This window comes from Streptomyces sp. NBC_01471 (assembly GCF_041438865.1).
In the GTDB taxonomy this organism is placed as follows: Bacteria; Actinomycetota; Actinomycetes; order Streptomycetales; family Streptomycetaceae; genus Streptomyces.
Genome location: NZ_CP109450.1, coordinates 2,914,806 through 2,928,762, shown reverse-complemented (window position 1 = coordinate 2,928,762; position 13,957 = coordinate 2,914,806). Strand labels below are relative to the sequence as shown.

Genomic DNA, 13,957 nt, shown 5'->3' with positions numbered 1-13,957 from the left:
CGGTGTCAGCGGGCGAACTTCTCGACGGCGTCCGGGGTGACCGGGGTGAAGAAGTTGACGAGGGTGCCGTCGGGGTCGCGGAAGAGCAGCGACCGGTTGCCCCAGGGCATCGTGGTGGGCCCCTGGACGAAGTCGGTGACCAGGTCGGTCAGGTTGCCGTGCACACGGTCCACGTCATCGACGAGGAACTCGATGATCACGCTGTGGTTGTCCGCCGGGCGGGCCGAACCCGGGGCGAACAGCGGAACGGTGCGGGTGCTCGCGATCGCGAGGGTGGCGTGCGGGGTACGGAGCTCGGCGAAGTCCTCGGTGGACCACACCGCCTGTACCCCGGTGGCCTTCTCGTAGAACCCGACGAGGCGCGCGACGTCGCCGGTGATGATGCGGATCGAGACGAAGTCCATGGTGTTCTCCCTGGTTGACGAGCCGTGGTGCTCACTTCGCAGGCTAGGACTAATAGAGGACAGAATCGGCCCGGTATGAGCGTTAGGCTCTGGGCATGTCCCGACCTACCGCACGGGTGCTGACTCTCCTGGAGCTGCTGCAGTCCGGCGGCCTCCGGACCGTGGCCGAACTCGCCGACCGGCTCGGCGTCGACGGGCGGACCGTGCGGCGGTACGTGGACCAGCTGATCGACCTCGATCTGCCGGTGGAGGCGGTGCGGGGCCGCTACGGCGGGTACCGGCTCGCCTCCGGATACCGGCTTCCTCCGCTCATGCTCAGCGACGACGAGGCGCTCGCCGTGCTGCTCGGCCTGGTCGCCGGCCGCCGGGCGGGGCTCATGACGGCGGCGGACACGGCGAGCGAGACGGCAACGGCCAAGATCCGCAGGGTCCTCCCCGCGCACCTGGCCCGCAGGCTCGACACGGTCCTGGAATCCCTCGCGTTCACGGCGCCGCCCGGCGAGTTCGCCACCCCGGACGCCGACGTCCTGCTCACCGTCGCCGATGCGGTGCACCACCGGCGTCCGGTCTCGATCAGGTACACCGACCGCGACGGCCGGCGCAGTGACCGCCCGCTGCACCCGTACGGGATCGTCGCCCACTCGGGCCGGTGGTACGTCACGGGCTCGGACCCCGGGATCGGCGAGGACCGGACCTTCCGGCTGGATCGCATCGCGGCCGCGCGGACCCTGCCCGGTTCGTTCGAGGAGCCCGCCGGACCTGATCCGGCACAGCGCGTGCTGTCCGGGTTCGCCACGGCCGAGTACCGGTACGAGGTGGTCCTGCGGATCCACGCGACGGTCGCCCAGATCCGCGCCCGCCTTCCGGCCACCGTCGCGAGAGTGGCGGAGCTTGCGGAGATGGAGGGGACGGAGCCGACGGAGTCGACGGAGTGCTGGCGGCGCGTGGAGCTACGGGTGGAGCGGCTCGACTGGTTGCCGGCGGTACTCGCCTCGCTCGACCGGCCGTTCGTCATCGAGCGCCCCGACGAACTGCGCGACCTCGTCACCGCGCTCGCCGACCGCCTCGCGTCCTGCGCCCGGCAGACCTGACGCGTACGGACCCGGCGCGCGAGGCCCGAGTGTCCCGGAGAGGGACCCCGTCTGCGGGGCGTCCCGGCGCAGGACGCAAAATCGTAGCTGCGTCCGCCACACCGGCATGCGCCACGCGGCAATCGGAGAGGCAGGACCACACCATGGTTCAGGGATACCGGACGGGCACACCCATCGGACTCGGCGGGAGTATGGGGAGCCGGAAGCGTGGCTGGCAGGAGACCGCCCGTCGGTACTCGCTGCTTCCGCTGCGGATCTTCCTCGGTGTCACCTTCCTGTACGCCGGGATCGACAAGCTCACCGACTCCGCCTTCCTGCACGCGACAGGCACCGGTTCCCTCGGCGAGCTCATGCATTCCGTGCGGGGCTCCGCGGCCTTCCCGGCGCTCGTGGACCTGGCACTGAAGAGCCCGGCCGGCTTCGGCTACGCGATCGCCATCGGTGAACTCGCCGTCGGCATCGGCACCCTGCTGGGGCTGTACGGCCGGGTCGCGGCGCTCGGCGGCGCCCTGATCTCGCTGAGCCTCTGGCTGACGGTGAGCTGGCAGTCCACGCCGTACTACTACGGCAACGACCTCGTCTACCTCATGGCCTGGCTGCCGCTCCTGCTCGCCGGGTCGCCGCTGCTCTCGGTGGACGCCCTTCTGGCTGCCCGCCGCCGCATGCCGTAACCGACCGTGCTGGCGATCCCCGCCAGTACGAGGCCGGCGGCCAGCATCGGCAGTGCGGCTACCGGCGGCGTCCGCCAGAGGCCGCCCGCGTCGCCGAGGTAGACGGCCGCGATGCCCAGCAGCACAAGACCCGCGACCGCCTTTCCCGGCCGGAACTCATGGAGGAACTCCCGCCGCGGCCGGCCACGCTGCGCCCCGCCGGACCGCGTACCGCCGGGCTGCCCCGCACTTTCGGACCGCGCCCCGCCTGTCCGGGCTGGTCCGGCTCCGCCCGTTCCCGCTCCGTCACCGTCACCGTGCACGGGTCACCTCCACCTGTCCCACGCCGACCTTCAGATGGAGGTCGACCGTGCCTCCGGTCCTGCCGCCGCCCCGGGGAGCGAGCGTGATCGTCCTCTCCCGGGCCGGGGAGATGTCGATGTCCTGCTGGTTCTCACCGGGCAACTGGATGTCGCCCAGACCCACCTCGGCATGGAGCCGCACGGTCACGTTCTTCGGTACGACGACCGACACCCGGCCCGCGCCGACCTCCACATGCGTACGGACGGAGGCGCCCGGCGGCACGTTCAGACTCCGCAGGTTCAGCGTGCCGACCCCCGTGCCCACCTCGTACCGCGGGTGCACCGCCGACACCGAGGCGGGCCGCCACTCCGTACGCGTCCAGTGCGAGGTGACGGTCTTCGGCAGGGCGCTCGCGCCCGCCAGCAGTGCCGTCGTGAGGACCACCAGCACGATCGTGCCCGATCCCGTACGGCCGATGAACGAGCTGAGCAGCATCCCGAGGCCGAAGACGGCGAGTGCGCAGGCCAGTCCGATCTGCAGGCTCGGGCCGACCGGCCGGCTGTCCCAGGAGAGGCCCGTGCCGAGTCCGGCCGCGACCAGGGCGAGCAGGAACAGCCGGCCGCCGATCCCGCGCGGCCCCCGGCTCGCGGCGGGGGCGGACCGGGCCGACCTGCGGGACGGCGGCGGATCCGGGGTGGTGTCCGACGGGCCCCAGAGATAGCCGGAACCGACCGGTCCGGTGGTGCCGTCCTTGATGATCGGATCCCGCCACCAGGACGGGCCCCCGGGCGCCGGCGGGGCTTTCGTCTCCGGCGGTGCGTCCGCCACTTTCTGCCCGGCGGGTTTCTGCCCTGCCACCCGATGCCCGGCAGCCGGTTCCGGCGCCTCGGGGGTCGCGAGCCGGCGCCGCTCCGACCAGACCGCGGAGCCCGCGGTGGCCAGCGACAGCAGGGCCGCGAAGACCAGCACCGTCACGTAGTGCAGCATCGACAGGAACAGCCCGCAGCCGATCAGTGCGAAGAGCACCGCGGCCATGGACGCGCCCTCGACCCGGCCGGTCAGCAGTCTGCGCGCCTCGTTCTCGTCCTCACCCTCCAGCTGGATCAGCAGCCAGGCGAAACCGTAGAAGATCAGCCCGACCCCGCCGGTCACCGCCAGCACACCGAGAACGACGCGGAAGATCACCGGATCCAGGTCGAAGTGTCTGCCGAGCCCCCCGCAGACCCCGGCGACCACCTTGTTGCTCCGGTGGCGCCGCAGGTGCGGTCGCGGCTCGTTCTGCGGCGGCGGGGTTGTCATACCCCCATGGTGACGGTCGCCCCGCGCGGGCGGGGGCCGCGACGACCCTGGCCGATCCCTGATTTCGCACCCCGGAACCAGGGGGTTTTCCCTGATGCCCGCGGCGGTCCGTCCATGTGACGATCGAACCATGCCAGTCGCCCCGCCCCGCGCCGCAGGTGCCGCATCCGAAGCCCCGGACGAGCCCGCGCCGCGCAAGCTGTACCGCAGCGCCGAAGGGCGGATGCTGGGCGGCGTCGCGCGCGGGCTCGCCGGGCACCTCGGGGTGCCCGTCTCCTGGGTGCGGGCCGCGTTCATCGTGCTCTTCGCGCTGGAGGGGCTGGGGGCGCTGCTGTATGCCGCGTTCTGGTTCGTCGTGCCGCTCGGCGCGGGCGGGGTCCAGCGGCACGGTGTGCCGTCGCCGTTCGAGGAGTCCCCGGACGGCCGCCGCCGACTGCGCAAGCCCGACCGGGGCCAGATCGTCGCCCTCATCGCGCTGATCATCGGTGTGGCGGCCTTCATCGGGAACGTGGACATCGGCGGCGACGCCAGTCCGTACATCTGGCCCGTCCTGCTCATCGGCGCCGGTGTCGTCCTCGTCTGGCGCCAGGCGGACAACACACGCCGTGCGCACTGGGCGGAAGTCGGCCGCAGCAGCAGGCTGCTCCCGCTGGGCCGGGCGCTGGCGGGCGTCGCGCTGGTCGGCGCGGGGCTCGCCGCGTTCATCGTGATCCGCGGCTCGTCGGCGCAGCTCGGCAACGTCCTGACCGCCGCACTCGCCGTGGTCGCCGGGATCGTCCTGCTCGTGGGGCCCTGGCTCATCCGGATGACCCAGGACCTCTCCCAGGAGCGGCTGATGCGCATCCGTGCCCAGGAGCGCGCCGAGGTCGCGGCCCACGTCCACGACTCGGTGCTGCACACGCTCACCCTGATCCAGCGCAACGCCGAGCAGCCGGGCGAGGTCCGCAGACTGGCCCGCGCCCAGGAGCGCGAACTGCGCGCCTGGCTCTACCGGCCCGAGGGCACCGGCAAGGACAAGGACGACGAACCGGAGACCCTCGCCGAAGCCGTCAAGCAGTCCGCCGCCGAGGTCGAGGACAAGCACGGGGTGCCGCTCGAAGTGGTGGTCGTGGGCGACTGCCCGCTGGACGAGAAGCTGTCGGCCCAGATGCAGGCGGCACGCGAGGCCATGGTCAACGCGGCCAAGTACGGTGGCGAGGGCGGGGCGGTACAGGTGTACGCGGAAGTCGAAGGCCGTACGGTCTTCGTGTCGGTACGCGACCGGGGGCCCGGCTTCGATCTCGACGCGGTGCCCGGCGACCGGATGGGCGTACGAGAATCGATCATCGGCCGTATGCAGCGCAACGGCGGCACGGCAAGCCTGCGTTCCGCTCCCGACGGCGGCACCGTAGTGGAACTGGAGATGGAGCGAGCATGACCGAGCCCACCGACCGCACCGACCGGACCGGGGCCAACGAGCCGCAGGGGGACGCCGGAAGCGGACTGCCCGGGGAGAGCCGCAGGGTCCGCGTCGTCCTCGTGGACGACCACCGGATGTTCCGCACGGGGGTGCAGGCGGAGATCGGCCGCACCGAGTCGACCGGTGTCGAGGTCGTCGGTGAAGCGGCCGACGTCGACCAGGCCGTCACCGTCATCAAGGCCACCCGTCCCGAGGTGGTCCTCCTCGACGTCCACCTCCCGGGCGGCGGCGGTGTCGAAGTGCTGCGCCGCTCGGCCGCTCTGATGTCCGACACGGAGAACCCGGTCCGCTTCCTCGCCCTGTCCGTGTCGGACGCGGCGGAGGACGTGATCGGGGTCATCAGGGGCGGCGCCCGCGGTTACGTCACGAAGACGATCACCGGCACCGACCTGGTCGACTCGGTCTTCCGGGTCCAGGACGGCGACGCGGTCTTCTCGCCCCGCCTCGCGGGGTTCGTCCTCGACGCCTTCGCCTCCACGGACGCACCGCCGGTCGACGAGGACATGGACCGCCTCACGCAGCGCGAGCGGGAGGTCCTGCGCCTCATCGCCCGCGGATACGCGTACAAGGAGATCGCCAAACAGCTCTTCATCTCGGTGAAGACGGTCGAGTCGCACGTCTCCGCGGTGCTGCGCAAGCTCCAGTTGTCGAACCGCCACGAACTGACCCGGTGGGCGACGGCCCGCCGGCTGGTCTGACGGGCGGCCACCCGCCACCGGGGCGGCCACCCGCCTCCGCTACCCGGGCGGCCTCCCGGCCGGACCTGCCGGCCGGGAGGCGGGCCGCACGTACTGCGGCATTCCGTCGGCTGTCAGCCCGTTCCGTCGCCGCGGTCCGGTTTCGGGGGCCTGCCGCGGCGGGGGAGGGCGCCCGTGTCGCGCGGCAGCCGCCCGGCGTCGGAGAGGGCCTTGCGGAGCAGGAACTCGATCTGGGCGTTGGCGCTGCGGAGTCCGTCCGCCGCCCAGCGCGCCAGAGCGTCGTGCACGGACGGGTCCAGCCGCAGCAGCACCTGCTTGCGCGCCCTGGCCGCGCGCCGCGGCGCCGGGCCGGAGGGGTCCGGGGCGCCGGTGCTCTCCTCGCTCACCGGCCCCTCCTCGCCCACCGGCCCGTGCCCGCTCACCGGCTCTTCCCCGCTCACCGGCCCTTCCAGCGCTCACTGGTAGAGGGAACCGGTGTTCAGGACCGGTTGGACGGCGCGGTCGCCGCACAGCACCACCATCAAGTTGCTGACCATGGCGGCCTTCCGCTCCTCGTCCAGGTCCACGATGCCCTGTTCGCTGATCCGGACCAGGGCTTGCTCGACCATGCCGACCGCACCCTCGACGATCTGCTGACGGGCCGCGGCGACCGCCCCGGCCTGCTGGCGCTGGAGCATCGCGGAGGCGATCTCCGGCGCGTACGCGACCGGAACTCGATGATCCGGACGCCCGCGGCCCGGACGCGTGCGGTCAGCTCCAGCGAGAGCTTCTCGGTGATCTCGTCGGCGTTGCCGCGCAGGGACAGCGCGTCCTCGTCGTGTGCGTCGTACGGGTACTCGTTGGCGATGTGGCGGACCGCCGACTCGGCCTGGGTCGCCACGAACTTGCGGTAGTCGTCCACCTCGAACAGCGCCTGTGCGGTGTCCTCGACCTTCCACACCACGACCGCCGCGAGCTCGATCGGGTTGCCGTACGCGTCGTTGACCTTCATGACCGACGTCTCGTTGTTCCGCACCCGGGTGGAGATCTTCCGTGCACTCGTCAGCGGATTCACCCAGCGCAGCCCGTTCTGGCGGATCGTGCCCACGTACCGCCCGAACAGCTGGATGACGCGGGCCTCGCCCGGAGCGACCATCTTCACGCCGGTCATGCAGAACGGGGAGCCGACCAGCACGACGATGCCCACCACGACCAGCGTGGCGCCCAGGCTGCCGCTCGCGACACCCCCGCCGATGAGCAGCCCGAGCCCCACCACGGCGCCGAGCAGGGTCAGCAGCAGTGCGGCACCGCCCGCGATGCCGTGCGCCTGGGTCTCCTGCACATGCGGAGTGGGCATCTCCGGGGCGTCCGCCTCCAGCCCGGCCGCGGTGGTCGTGGTGGTGTGGGGCGTGGCGCGGGCAGTGGGGTCGGTTGTCGCGGGCCTGCCGGTGACTCCGGGTCCTGTCCGGGCGTTCCGGCCGGGCCGCCGACCGCGTACGGGTATGGGCAGGTACGGCCAGAGATGACCAGCGGCAGGCAAGGAAACGGACGTATACCGTATGTGTTGGGTCATCGCCGTACGTGACGACGTAAAAAGGGTGCAAAACAGGTAACCCCAGGCCCCAATAGGGCATCTTTCCCCACGTGATGAGCCTGACGGGAACCCCGTTCTTCCTCACCGCTATCGCCATGATGGGCGTCGCGGTGCTGCTGCCCCTGCTGCTGTGGGGGCGCGTCGCCGGACCCGCGGCCGTACGTGGTGCGGCCCGGCTGGTGATGGTGTTGTTCGCGCAGGCGACCGCGGTGCTGGTCGTCTTCGTCGCGGTGAACAACAGCAACGGCCTGTACGACAACTGGGCCGACCTGCTCGGCACCGGCAATCACGTGGTCGCCGCGCCGGACCTCGGTGCGGACGGGCTCGGCGGGCGGCAGCTCGCCTCCGAACCGCACCAGCGGGCCGTGTTCAAGCCGGTGGCCGACCCGCGCATGAGTGGTGTGCGCAGCACGGTGCTGACGGGGCAGGTGTCGGGGGTGCGCGGTGAGGTGTACGTCTGGCTGCCGCCGGAGTACAACGAACCCGCCTACCGTCACCACACCTTCCCGGTGGTCGAGCTGCTCTCCGGATTCCCCGGTACGGCGAAGGCCTGGTTCTCCAGCCTCGGCGCGGGGAAGCAGCTCGCGCCGATGATGAAGCGGGGGGAGATCGCACCGTTCATCCTGGTGTCGCCGCGCACCTCACTCCTGGGCAGTCAGGACACCGGCTGTGCCAACGTGTCCGGGGTCATCAACGCGGACACCTGGCTGAGCGTCGATGTGCCGACGATGGTGAAGGACACCTTCCGGGCGAAGCGCGGAGCGGCCGGGTGGGCGGTCGCCGGGTACTCGGCGGGGGCGCACTGCGCGGTGAAGCTGGCGCTGGCGCACCCCGACCGGTACCACGCGGCGGCCGGGCTCTCCGGGTACAACGATCCGGCGGCCGAGCACGCCTCCATCACCGCCAGGGACCCCGTGCTGCGGCGTACGAACAATCCGCTGTGGATCCTGCGCCACGCCAAGACCCCGCCGCGCGTCTCGCTGTTCCTCTCCGGCGCGCCCCGCGACGGTTACCGGGACGGCCTCGCCCTGCGCGCCGCGGCCAAGCCGCCGACATCGGTGCAGGTCATCCCGGTGACGGGCGGACACAGTCTGGCGGTCTGGCGCAAGCAGGTGCCTGATGTCTTCACCTGGCTGAGCGCGCAGTTTAGACCGAGGGTCCACACCGGCGCACCGCTCGGTCAGGCGCCCGCCACCGGCCGTGTCGCACCCGCGAAGGGCATCTGACCGATCGGCGCGAGCCTGACCGGGGCGCCGGGGTGCGGGGCGTGGATCATCTGGCCGTTGCCCACGTAGATGCCGACGTGGCTGATCCCGGAGAAGAAGAACACCAGATCGCCGGGGGCCAGTTCGGAACGGTTCACCCGCTGCCCGGAGTTGATCTGGGTGTACGTGGTGCGCGGGAGCGAAACCCCCGCTGAGCGGTACGCGGCCTGGGTCAGCCCCGAGCAGTCGAAGGACGAGGGCCCCGTGGCCCCCCAGGCGTACGGCTTGCCGAGCGCGCTGTAGGCGAAGGCGACCGCCCGCGCCGCCCGGGAGCCGGGGGCGGCGACCGGGCCCCGCACCGCCGACCGGTCGGCGGCCTGCGGGGCGGCGGACCTGCCGGCGCCCTGTGACTCGTACTGCGAGCGCTCGGGCGCCGACAGCCGGGAGAGCAGTGCCTCGGCCGCGCGGATCCTGCTCTGCACGGTGGTCTTCTGCTTCTTCAGGTCGGCCTGCTGGGTCCGCAGCCTGCTGAGGGTGGAGTCCGCCTCGGAGCGCAGCTGGGCGAGCTGCCCGAGCTGCCGGCGCACTCCGGTGACCTCGGCGGCCTGCTGGTCACCAGCGTGCTCCACATAGGCGGCCCGGTCCAGATAGTGCGACGGATCGGAGGAGAGGAACACCTGGAGTGACGGGTCGATGGCGCCGTTGCGGTACTGGGCCGACGCCGTCGAACCGAGCGCGGAGCGCGCGGTGTTGAGCTGCTCCGTGCGGCGGGCGGCCTGGTCGCGCAGGGAGCGCAGCGACTTCTCCGACGCCGCGGTCTTCTCCTTCGCCCCGTCGTACTTCTCGGTGGCGGTCTCCGCGTCCTGGTACAGCGTGTCGACCTGGGCCTTGACCTGCGCGGGGGTGAGACGCGGTGCCGCGTGGCCGACGCCCTGCAAGGCGGTGGCGGACGCGGCTCCCGCGAGGGTGAGCGTCGCGGCGGTCCGGGCCGCGGGGCCGGTGAGCGGGCGTTGCCTGGGCTTTCGGTGAGCGGCCACGAGGGCGTTCACGTCCTTCCGTACGTCCTTGCCGTATCCGCGGGGGGAGCGGAGCGGATACGTGTCCGGCGGCGGCCCGCACAGGGGGAGCGGGCCGCCGCCGGATCTCTCGGCGGTGATGACCGACGGCGGCCCGGTTACGGGACGGCGGTGGGGAGCCGGTCATCTGGGTAAGAACGCTAAACCTGGGGTTATGGGAACGAGACCTCATGGGACATAGTGGTCGAATCTGGCCACTGCTTTGCCTTATACGGTCGGCGATGACCGGATGGGACTGGTTCTGTGGGGCCACTGTGGGACTACCGGTGACGGTGGCCCGGAGGGCGATGGCTAAGGTCGAATCCCATGGACGTACTCATCAATGCCTTCGTCGGCCTGCACATCATCGGTATCGCCGCGCTGCTCGGCGGTTTCCTGACACAGATGAAGGCGATGCGCACGGGCGAGGCCCGGTTCGGCCCGGCGATGCTGCACGGCGCGCTGACGATGCTGGTGACCGGCGTGGCACTGGTCGGCCTGAACCAGGCCGACGGGAACACCATCAACACCATCAAGATCGGGATCAAGCTGGCGATCCTGGTGGTGATCCTGGGACTCGTCTATGTGAAGCGCGACGACGAGCGCATCGACAAGGGCCTCTTCGGGGCGGTCGGCGGACTCACGGTCGTCAACATCTTCATCGCGGTGCTGTGGACCTGACCTGACCTGACCTGGCCTGAGCGGATCTGGCCTGAGCGGGCCTGACCTGATCCGGCCGGATCCGGCCCCGCCCGGCCGGATCAGATCCGGTCCGGCTGACGGGCCGCGCCTGTCCCGGGTACGCCCTACCCCGCCACGGCTGACAGCTCGCGCACCGTCGCCATGTCGCTGAACGGGATCAGCCGGTCGCCCACGATCTGGTACGGCTCGCTGCCCTTCCCCGCGACCAGCACGATGTCGGCCGGACCGGCGGCGGACAGGGCGAAGGCGATGGCGTCACGGCGGTCGGCGATCCGCTCGAACGGGGTGCCGGTGGCCGTCAGCCCCGGCACGATCTGGTCCATGATCGCCTCGGGGTCCTCGTCACGGGGGTTGTCCGATGTGAGCACGCACAGATCGGAGTGGGCTCCGGCGATCTCGCCCATCCGGGCGCGCTTGGTGACGTCCCGGTCACCGCCGCAGCCGAAGACCGTGATGACCCGGGCGGCGGCGAAGTCCCTGATGGCGGCGAGCACCTTGTCCAGGGAGTCGGGCGAGTGCGCGTAGTCCACGATCACGGACGCGCCCTGCGGGGCCTCGAACCGTTCCAGCCGCCCTGGGACCGGGGGCATCCGGTCGAGCGCCGCCACCAGACCCGCCAGGTCATGACCCAGCAGGTGGCAGGCGGCCAGGGTGGCCAGTGCGTTGGCGACCGAGAACCTGCCGGGCACGGGGATCGCGGCCGGATACTTGCGCCCGTCGTGGTGGAGCGTGAACCGCGTACCGAAGGCGTCCATGTCCAGGTCGGTCGCCCGGTAGTCCGCGTCGGCGTCTAGGGCGTACGTACGGACCAGCCCCGGCATCATCGCCGGAATCAGCGCGCCCACCGGGTCGTCCGCGTTCACCACCGCGCGACGGCAGAGCCCTCCGAAGAGCCGGAGTTTGGCGTCCCGGTAGTGCTCCATCGTGCCGTGGTCGTCCAGGTGGTCCTGGGTGAGGTTGGTGAAGATGCCCACGTCGATGAAGGAATGGTCGATCCGGTGGTTCAGCAGGCCCATCGAGGTGGCCTCCAGGACCACGGTGCCCACTTCGTGGTCGCGCATGTGCCCCAGCAGATACTGGAAGTCCGGTGACTCCGGAGTGGTCAGTACCGAGCGCGGCATCGGGATCAGCTCGTCCCCGATCCGGTTCCCGCCCGTCCCGATCACGCCCACCTTCGCGCCCTCGGCGATCCGCAGCACGGACTCCACCATGTACGAGACGGACGTCTTCCCGTTGGTGCCGGTGACGGCCACCATGTCCATCGCCCGGCCGGGCTCCCCGTAGTAGCGCGAGGTGATCAGCGCGGCGGCCTGACGGGTATCGGCCACCCGTACGACGCAGGCGCCCTCCGCCGAGGGCCACACCGCTGCGGGCAGCCCGGGCGCGGGCCCCTCGACGAGCACCGCCACGGCGCCGCGCGCCAGCGCGGATCCGACCGCCCCGGGGCCGCCCTCGCGGTGCCCGGGCACCGCGATGAAGAGCGAACCCGGCGAGACGCGGTGGGCGTCGAAGCATGCTCCCGCGGTGACTCTCGTCTCCGGATCGCCCAGAAGTACTTCGTGGTCGTGCCCGGCCAGCAACTCGCTCAACTTCACAGGGGTCCTCTCGGGTGCGGCCGGCCCGCCGGGGTCGCCGGAAGCGACACCGGCGGTACGCGGGGGGCGTGGGCCGCAGGGAGTAGTGGGGGGAGTGCGGGGGTGTGCGGTGCGGGAGCCCATCGCAGTGGCTCAGGAGGGGGCAGGGGTGCGCGGGGCCCGCCGTGGAGCCACTTCCTGCGGGCGGGTCGGCCGGGCGGGAAGGGGGAGGCGGGTGGAGCGGACGCGTGGGCCCGTCGGGAAGGTTGCTAGCCGTGGCCGTGCAGCGCACGGCAGCGCGCCCGGGGGGCGACGGGACCCGGCGGGCGAGGGGCCCGGACCGGGCTCTCCGTCACCGCATGTGTATGTCCCATACGGAGAGTGTACGCGCCCGGAGTGCCCGGCCCTGCGGGGACGGACCGGAGCCGATCCGCTCCGGCCCCGCTGAACTGACCGCTGACCTGCTGTTATCCGGGCCGCACGCTGCCGTAGATCGGCATGTAGTAGATCGACTCCTCGCGCACATACGCGCCGGGCTTCGGGGCGTGGATCATCATCCCGTTGCCGATGTACATCCCCACGTGGCTGATGTCGTCGTAGAAGAACACCAGATCACCGGGGCGCAGATTCTTCGTCCCGACCCGGGTGCCGGTCTTCACCTGGTCCCAGGTGGTCCGCGGGAGGTTGACGCCCGCGGCTTTCCAGGCGGCCTGGGTGAGACCCGAACAGTCGTAGGAGCTGGGCCCGGTGGCACCCCAGACGTACGGCTTGCCGAGCTGGGCGCGGGCGAACGCGAGAGCCGCGGCGGCCTTGCTCGACGACTTACCGGAGCCGGAGCCCGTACCGGTGCCGCGGCCTGCACCGGTGCCGCCGCTGTCGCCGCCCTGTGCCTTCTCCGTCGCCTTGCGCTTCTTCTCCAGCGCGGCCTGCTCCCGCGCCAGCTTCCCCGCCTTGCGCCTGGCCTCGGCTTCCTTCTTCTTCTCCAGCGCGGCGAGCCGTGCCTTGTCCTCGGCCGTCAGCTTCGAGAGCAGGCCGCGCGCCTCGCCGAGCTTCGACTGGACGGACTGCTTGCTCGTCTTCAGCGCCGCCTGGGCCTCGGTCAGACCCTCCAGGCTGCGTGCCGCCTCGCCGCGCTTCCTGGCCGCCGACCGCTGCTGTGTCTCGTAGTCGGCGACGGCCTTCTCCTGCCGGTCGCCGAGCCGCTTCATCAGCTGGTCCTGGTCGAAGTACGACTGCGGGTTGTCGGCGAGGAGCAGGGCGGCGGTGGTGGAGAGGGTGCCTTCGCGGTACTGGGCCGCGGCGTAGTTGCCGAGGGTGCGGCGGGAGTCGTTCAGTTTCGCGGTGCGCTCGGCGACCTGGTCGAGGAGGGCGTCGACCGTCTTGCGCTGCGTGGTGGTGGCCTCTTCGGCCTGGTTGTACTGCTGGGTGGCGGTTCCGGCCTGGCGGTAGAGCCCGTCGACCTTCTTCTGCACCGCTTCGATGCTCTGCTTCGGCTTCGGCTTCACGGTGGGGGCCGGCGCGGCACCGGCGCTCTGGGCGAACAGCGAGACCGAAGCGAGGGCCGCGGTGGTGATGCCGATGGCGGGAGCGGTACTGCGTACGCGGGAACGCGGTTTGCGGTGCGTTGCCAAGACAGCAATTCCTTCCGTGGACCGCCTGCCGGGTCAGCCCTACGGTCCGTGGGGACATGCTGGGTGGTGCGGACCGATTCGCTCCGGTGGTGCTTGGTGTCCCCGGCTCCACCTGCCGCGCGTCGTACGTCACACGTCGCGTCGCACGTAGTACGGCAGAACGGACCCGGCGTACGGCAGAAAAGACTCGGCGCGGACCACTCGCTCCGGCGCGGTTCGCCGAGGGGGGTACGTGCGGTCCTGAGCGAGCAAGATAGCCAACTCCTGTGACGGGTGGGAAGACTGATGTTCGATATGCCCGATACATGTTCGT

At 71.4% G+C, this 13,957-nt stretch carries 12 protein-coding genes and 1 pseudogene; 6 read left to right on the top strand and 7 right to left on the bottom strand.

The annotated features are described in order from the left end of the window. Window positions 1-5 precede the first annotated feature (5 nt). Complete coding sequence (locus OG285_RS12615; protein WP_356828724.1) at window positions 6-404, bottom strand: VOC family protein; 399 nt, start codon at window positions 402-404, stop codon at window positions 6-8. 95 nt (window positions 405-499) lie between these two features. On the opposite strand from OG285_RS12615, the gene OG285_RS12610 reads away from it, so the two are divergent. After that, a complete protein-coding gene (locus OG285_RS12610) occupies window positions 500-1,495 on the top strand; it encodes a helix-turn-helix transcriptional regulator (protein WP_371790997.1) in 996 nt (331 codons plus the stop codon). Window positions 1,496-1,638: 143 nt separating this feature from the next. Continuing rightward, window positions 1,639-2,166, top strand: a complete 528-nt coding sequence (locus tag OG285_RS12605; RefSeq protein ID WP_371790996.1) for a DoxX family protein — start codon at window positions 1,639-1,641, stop codon at window positions 2,164-2,166. Between the two features lie 291 nt (window positions 2,167-2,457). Here the strand turns inward: OG285_RS12605 and OG285_RS12600 are convergent, their stop codons facing one another. Next, on the bottom strand, window positions 2,458-3,747 hold the full coding sequence (locus OG285_RS12600; protein WP_371790995.1) for a PspC domain-containing protein: 1,290 nt from the start codon (window positions 3,745-3,747) through the stop codon (window positions 2,458-2,460). 130 nt (window positions 3,748-3,877) lie between these two features. Between OG285_RS12600 and OG285_RS12595 the strand changes: the two genes are divergently transcribed. Together OG285_RS12595 and OG285_RS12590 are read left to right on the top strand one after the other, a co-directional pair. Beyond that, complete coding sequence (locus OG285_RS12595) at window positions 3,878-5,164, top strand: PspC domain-containing protein (RefSeq protein ID WP_356828717.1); 1,287 nt, start codon at window positions 3,878-3,880, stop codon at window positions 5,162-5,164. Continuing rightward, window positions 5,161-5,904 (top strand): LuxR C-terminal-related transcriptional regulator, encoded by a 744-nt coding sequence (locus tag OG285_RS12590; protein WP_371790994.1) that lies wholly within the window; start codon window positions 5,161-5,163, stop codon window positions 5,902-5,904. Before OG285_RS12595 ends, OG285_RS12590 begins: the two co-directional genes overlap by 4 nt. Window positions 5,905-6,017: 113 nt before the next feature. On the opposite strand, the gene OG285_RS12585 is transcribed toward OG285_RS12590, so the two are convergent. Both OG285_RS12585 and OG285_RS12580 read right to left on the bottom strand, forming a co-directional pair. Then, window positions 6,018-6,290, bottom strand: coding sequence for a hypothetical protein (locus tag OG285_RS12585; RefSeq protein WP_371790993.1), 273 nt, complete (start codon window positions 6,288-6,290; stop codon window positions 6,018-6,020). Between the two features lie 69 nt (window positions 6,291-6,359). Further along, window positions 6,360-7,240: pseudogene (locus tag OG285_RS12580) on the bottom strand (SPFH domain-containing protein). Between the two features lie 290 nt (window positions 7,241-7,530). On the opposite strand from OG285_RS12580, the gene OG285_RS12575 reads away from it, so the two are divergent. After that, window positions 7,531-8,703 (top strand): alpha/beta hydrolase, encoded by a 1,173-nt coding sequence (locus tag OG285_RS12575; protein ID WP_371793520.1) that lies wholly within the window; start codon window positions 7,531-7,533, stop codon window positions 8,701-8,703. Here OG285_RS12575 and OG285_RS12570 read toward each other — a convergent pair. Next, window positions 8,658-9,719: an NlpC/P60 family protein gene (locus OG285_RS12570; RefSeq protein ID WP_371793519.1), complete on the bottom strand. Its 1,062-nt coding sequence runs from the start codon at window positions 9,717-9,719 to the stop codon at window positions 8,658-8,660. The genes OG285_RS12575 and OG285_RS12570 overlap by 46 nt on opposite strands. Before the next feature lie 345 nt (window positions 9,720-10,064). On the opposite strand from OG285_RS12570, the gene OG285_RS12565 reads away from it, so the two are divergent. After that, window positions 10,065-10,418 carry a hypothetical protein gene (locus OG285_RS12565; protein ID WP_356828711.1) on the top strand — a complete coding sequence of 118 codons (354 nt, stop codon included), beginning with the start codon at window positions 10,065-10,067 and terminating at the stop codon, window positions 10,416-10,418. 125 nt (window positions 10,419-10,543) lie between these two features. Here the strand turns inward: OG285_RS12565 and OG285_RS12560 are convergent, their stop codons facing one another. Together OG285_RS12560 and OG285_RS12555 are read right to left on the bottom strand one after the other, a co-directional pair. Further along, complete coding sequence (locus OG285_RS12560; RefSeq protein ID WP_371790992.1) at window positions 10,544-12,034, bottom strand: UDP-N-acetylmuramoyl-L-alanyl-D-glutamate--2,6-diaminopimelate ligase; 1,491 nt, start codon at window positions 12,032-12,034, stop codon at window positions 10,544-10,546. 446 nt (window positions 12,035-12,480) lie between these two features. Continuing rightward, a complete protein-coding gene (locus OG285_RS12555; protein WP_371790991.1) occupies window positions 12,481-13,644 on the bottom strand; it encodes an NlpC/P60 family protein in 1,164 nt (387 codons plus the stop codon). Window positions 13,645-13,957 lie beyond the last annotated feature (313 nt).